The organism is Dulcicalothrix desertica PCC 7102 (assembly GCF_003991905.1).
Classification (GTDB): domain Bacteria; phylum Cyanobacteriota; class Cyanobacteriia; order Cyanobacteriales; family Nostocaceae; genus Dulcicalothrix; species Dulcicalothrix desertica.
On record NZ_RSCL01000056.1, the window covers coordinates 1 to 4666 of the forward strand.

Consider the following 4666-nt stretch of genomic DNA (forward strand, 5'->3'; position numbering starts at 1 on the left):
TCTCGCACCCCATTCGCTTACACGGTAAGACTCTGAGGTATCTAGAACATTCACAATTACAGGAGATTCAAATGACAATTTTAACTCAAACATCTTCAACTCTAGGCTCAAATCCTCTGAGTTCGATGCAAATCGATCATGTTTGCTTGAATGTACCGAACTATGAGGAAACGCTTCAGTGGTATCAAGAAAAGCTAGATGCGACGATCCAACATGAATGGACAGTAGGCGTTTTCCCAGATCTGAAATTGGCTTATCTCAGTGTATATGGCTTTCGCATCGAAATTATTGGCTCTACTCAGTCACAATCAGGAATGCCGATCGCGACTAATCTTGGTGAGGGATTAAGGACAACAGGCATCGGACATTTTTGTTTTCGAGTTCGAGATGTCGATGCAGTTCTTGCTGAATTAAATCGACGTGGTGTGAAAACATTTGTCGAACTCGGAAGCTATCCTGATCCGGGTATTCGCCTCTGTATCATTCAAGACAATAACGGCAATCTGATCGAGTTTGTCACCCCATTATGAATTTATTAATGAAATAGATCCCAGAGGCAGGGCAAACGCATCTAAATTCTAGGTGCCTTGTCTAGTAAAGGTTTCAGATTTTAGTAACAAAACTAAACAATAGATAAAAGCTTTGTTCAGTACCTCAAACAAACTGATTGATGGCGCCAGCAATTGTGACTAAGTATAACAACCAGCTTTCTATTCCGACTCAAAGGATTGGTATAAAACAAAGAAAGTAAAACCTTTTGTTTAAAAACCAATTTACATTTAATAGGGGCTATTAGTTGTTTTACTTTTTGCAGAAATCATTGTTATTACATGGCAAGTAAATTCTGAACATTGAACATGTCATAATTATGTAAAAAATTATTACACTTTAATTTCATACTAGAGATAGATTATTAATGATTATAGAGACGCTGAGAATATTTACTAAGAGGTTGTCTCGTGAAAAATCGTTTATTCTACGTATTATTTGTCATTAGTTTGAGTCTTTGTTTATACTTAGGTCAAGTTTCTCTGGTATTTTTAAATTTGGGCTTAAATTTGGGCGCCAGTGTTTCTGCTTCTGAAGTGTCTAACTCAAAATTGATACTTCCCGGTTTAAACGATTATAAAAATGGTGATTTCCTCGGTGCCATTTCTAAGTGGAAAGGTGTTTTAAATAATCTTAGTCATGGTGATACGGTAACTGTATCGAAATATTTAGTACGGGCATATCAGCAAGTTGGTCAAATAGAAAATGCAATTACAACTCTTAATCAACTTGTCGCATACTATAAAAAAGTAGGCGCCCGTCAAGAAATGGGAAGGATGTTTACAGAACTTGCTCAAGCTTATAGTAGTTTGGGACAACGACGTAAAGCTATTACTTTGTTATGCGGTGACTCAGAACAATGTACGTCATACAGTGCTGTTACAATTGCTCGTGAAAGTTCTGACTCTATAGGAGAGATGAGCGCAATTATTAGTTTAGGAAACACTTACCGTTTACAAGGTGATTATAATCAGTCGATTAAATATCTTGAACAAGCGTTGACAAATGCAAAAAAATATGATTACAACTCTTATATTCTTTCTACTTTAAATGGTTTAGGAAATACTTATGTCACTCTTGCAAAACGCTCTAGAAGGTATTTAGAATTTGCGATTCAAACAGGAGATAAAACAGAAGAAGAAAAGTTTACTTCCTCTTCTCGCGATTTTGATAATAAAGCTATAAGTTACTTTGAAGCAGGTCTTGCTCTCTCTCGTGGGCAAAATTCCATAAATGAACTACGATTAATGATTAATTTAGCTGTTCCTTATCATCATAGTCGTACAGTCAACGAAACAAAGAGTATTTTACAACAAGCGCATAATTTATTAAACTTAAACTCAAATTCGATTCCAGATTCGCGCGATAAAGCGTATGCTATAATTAGGCTTGCGAATTTATACACATTAGTAACAGTACCAATAAAAGCTAAAGAAACTGATGCATATAGCTGTTCTAATCAAATACCTTCTGAAACTATTGAATTACTCCAAAATGCAGTTACACTCTCTCAACGTATTAAAGATAAACAATCTTTAGCTTTTGCACAAGGTCAGTTAGGACATGTGTATGAATGCCAAAAAGATTATAGTAAAGCATTAGAATTAACACAACAAGCGCAATTACTCGCAGGAATAGAACCGACTCATTACTTATGGGATTGGCAAGCAGGAAGAATTTTACAATCGCAAGGTAAAAATACTGAAGCAATTGCAGCTTATGAGACTTCGGTAAAGGCACTTAATTCAATACGTGGTGATTTAGCCATTGCTGGACGCGACGTTCAATTTGATTTTCGTGATACTGTTGAACCAGTTTATCGTGAATTGACAAAGTTATATTTAGAGCAAGAGGTACAGGCAAACAGTCAAATTAAAAATCTGGAATTTGCTTTAGAAACAATTGATGGTTTACGTGTAGCAGAGTTGCAAAATTATCTAGGTAGTGATTGTACATTACCGACAATTAGCAAACCCGTAACGCGAATTAATCTTCATACGGCTATTATTAATACAGTAATTCTAGAAAACCGAGTTGCTGTTATTTTAACTTTACCTGGTAATCACAATAATTCTACCTCACAACTATACTGGGCGTTTGTTACTCGTTCAAATGTGTCTTCAATTATTAACGATTTGCGTTACAACTTAGAAAACCGTTCAGATTTGACGAATGCTTATCAACAAAAAGCATCTCAGGTATATGACTGGCTAATTCGTCCTTTTGAACAACAGTTGCAGCAATCCAAAATTGAAACTTTAGTATTTATTCACGATGGAATTTTTCGCACCATTCCAATGGCAACGCTTTACGACGGCAACGAGTTTTTAGTTCAAAAATATGCAATTGCGAATACATTGAGCTTGACGTTAACAGAGCAAACTCAACTAAGTACACAAGACTTACGAGTATTAGCGTTTGGTTTAACTCAACGCTCCGTTATTGAAGGTTCAATTTACTATGAACCCTTAAATTATGTAAAATTTGAACTCGATAATATTAAAAGCGTGTTACCAGGTAGTAAGGGGCTGATAGATAATGCTTTTACTCCAGAACGTTTGAAACAAGAGTTAACGCAAAACAACTTTCCAATTATTCACTTAGCAACCCACGGAAAATTTGGTATTGATTCACGCGATACTTTTTTAGTAACTGGTAAGTTAGAATCAGACGTGGGAACTAAAAAGATTAAGCAGTATAACGAAAAGTTAACAATGAATAAGCTCTACGAATTTATTCGCGCGCGTAGAAATAACTCATTAGAACTACTAACGCTAACAGCTTGTGAAACAGCAGTAGGTAGCGACCGTGATGCTTTAGGTATTGCAGGTCTTTCTTTACAAGCTGGCGCCCGTAGTATTGTAGCTTCATTATGGCAAGTTGATGATGAATCCACAGCTAGATTAATTGGCAGCTTTTACAAGCATCTTCGTCAGGGGATGAGTCGAGCCAAAGCACTCCAAAAAGCTCAAAAACAATGGCTACAACAAAATTCAAATGAACGTAAACATCCAGGTTATTGGGCGCCTTTAATTTTGGTAGGAAATTGGTTCTAAAGCAAGATTATGTTTTCAACCTATAACATCATAATAATTTGACAAATTGTTGTAAGAATCTGAAAGAAGTTGAACATTGGAATTTAGTACACTTTCGGTATAAAGAATCAGGAGAATCCCATACAAACTGCCTTTTCCTTTACTCTTAGTCTTTTGCTGGCAAGATTTGTCTAAGCTTTTTTCTAAAGCGATTTCATGATTATTTCAAGAGAGAACAGCTAATTCAAGGAGGGATTTTATGTCAACTTTTGTCTTAGTTCATGGCTCCTGGCATGATGGTTCTGCTTGGCAAGCAGTCAGTGACCATCTAGAAGCAAAAGGACATGACTGCTTTGCTCCCACGATCGCCGGACATGGTAAAAGCGTAGATAAAAACGTTAACCATGCTCAATGTACACAATCGATCGTCGATTACATTGTGAGTAAAGACTTAACCGATATTGTCCTACTAGGACACAGTTTTGGCGGGGCGATTATTGCTAAAGTTGCTGAAGCGATTCCTGATCGGATTAGACGACTGATCTTCTTAGATGCTTTTGTCCTCAATGATGGAGAGAGCGTTAGAGATAACGTTCCACCGCATCTTCAAGCATTACTCGACGAGCTAGTTAGAGAATCAAACAATCAGATGATGGTTATACCTTTTGAGATGTGGCGAGAAGCGCTGATCAACGATGCTGACCTCGAACTGGCTCAATCCAGTTACGCACGATTATCACCTGAACCGTATCAACCGTGGATTGACAAGTTGGACTTGAAGCAGTTTTACTCGCTGCCCATTCCTAAAAGTTACCTCTACTGTACAGAAGATAATGTCCTCCCTCAAAGCGAACAATGGGGTTGGCATCCGAGAATGTCTAACCGCTTGGGGCTATTTCGGCTTGTACAAATGCCCGGTAGTCACGAGGTCATGTTCTCTAACCCGGTTGGTTTAGCAGAAAAGATTATTGTGGCAGGGCGCGACTAGCAGCAGAATTTGCAATCGCCAACCCACTAATGTCGCCGTCATTCAACAAACAATGACCCTCAAAGGAGAAATCATGACAACTACATACCATCAC

The 4666-nt window shown here is 37.5% G+C and carries 3 protein-coding genes; all 3 read left to right on the forward strand.

From position 1 onward, the window contains the following. Nucleotides 1-125: 125 nt before the first annotated feature. Nucleotides 126-530 carry a VOC family protein gene (locus tag DSM106972_RS48755; RefSeq protein WP_233787983.1) on the forward strand — a complete coding sequence of 135 codons (405 nt, stop codon included), beginning with the start codon at nt 126-128 and terminating at the stop codon, nt 528-530. Between the two features lie 429 nt (nt 531-959). Further along, entirely contained in the window at nt 960-3605 is a 2646-nt protein-coding gene (locus DSM106972_RS48760; RefSeq protein WP_127087474.1) for a CHAT domain-containing protein, read from the forward strand. Between the two features lie 238 nt (nt 3606-3843). Further along, nucleotides 3844-4572 carry an alpha/beta fold hydrolase gene (locus DSM106972_RS48765; RefSeq protein WP_127087475.1) on the forward strand — a complete coding sequence of 243 codons (729 nt, stop codon included), beginning with the start codon at nt 3844-3846 and terminating at the stop codon, nt 4570-4572. Nucleotides 4573-4666 lie beyond the last annotated feature (94 nt).

Coding starts and splice junctions, on each gene's coding strand:
- DSM106972_RS48765 (WP_127087475.1), top strand. CDS start 3,844: ATGTCAACTTTTGTCTTAGTTCATGGCTCCTGGCATGATGGTTCTGCT.
- DSM106972_RS48755 (WP_233787983.1), top strand. CDS start 126: ATGCAAATCGATCATGTTTGCTTGAATGTACCGAACTATGAGGAAACG.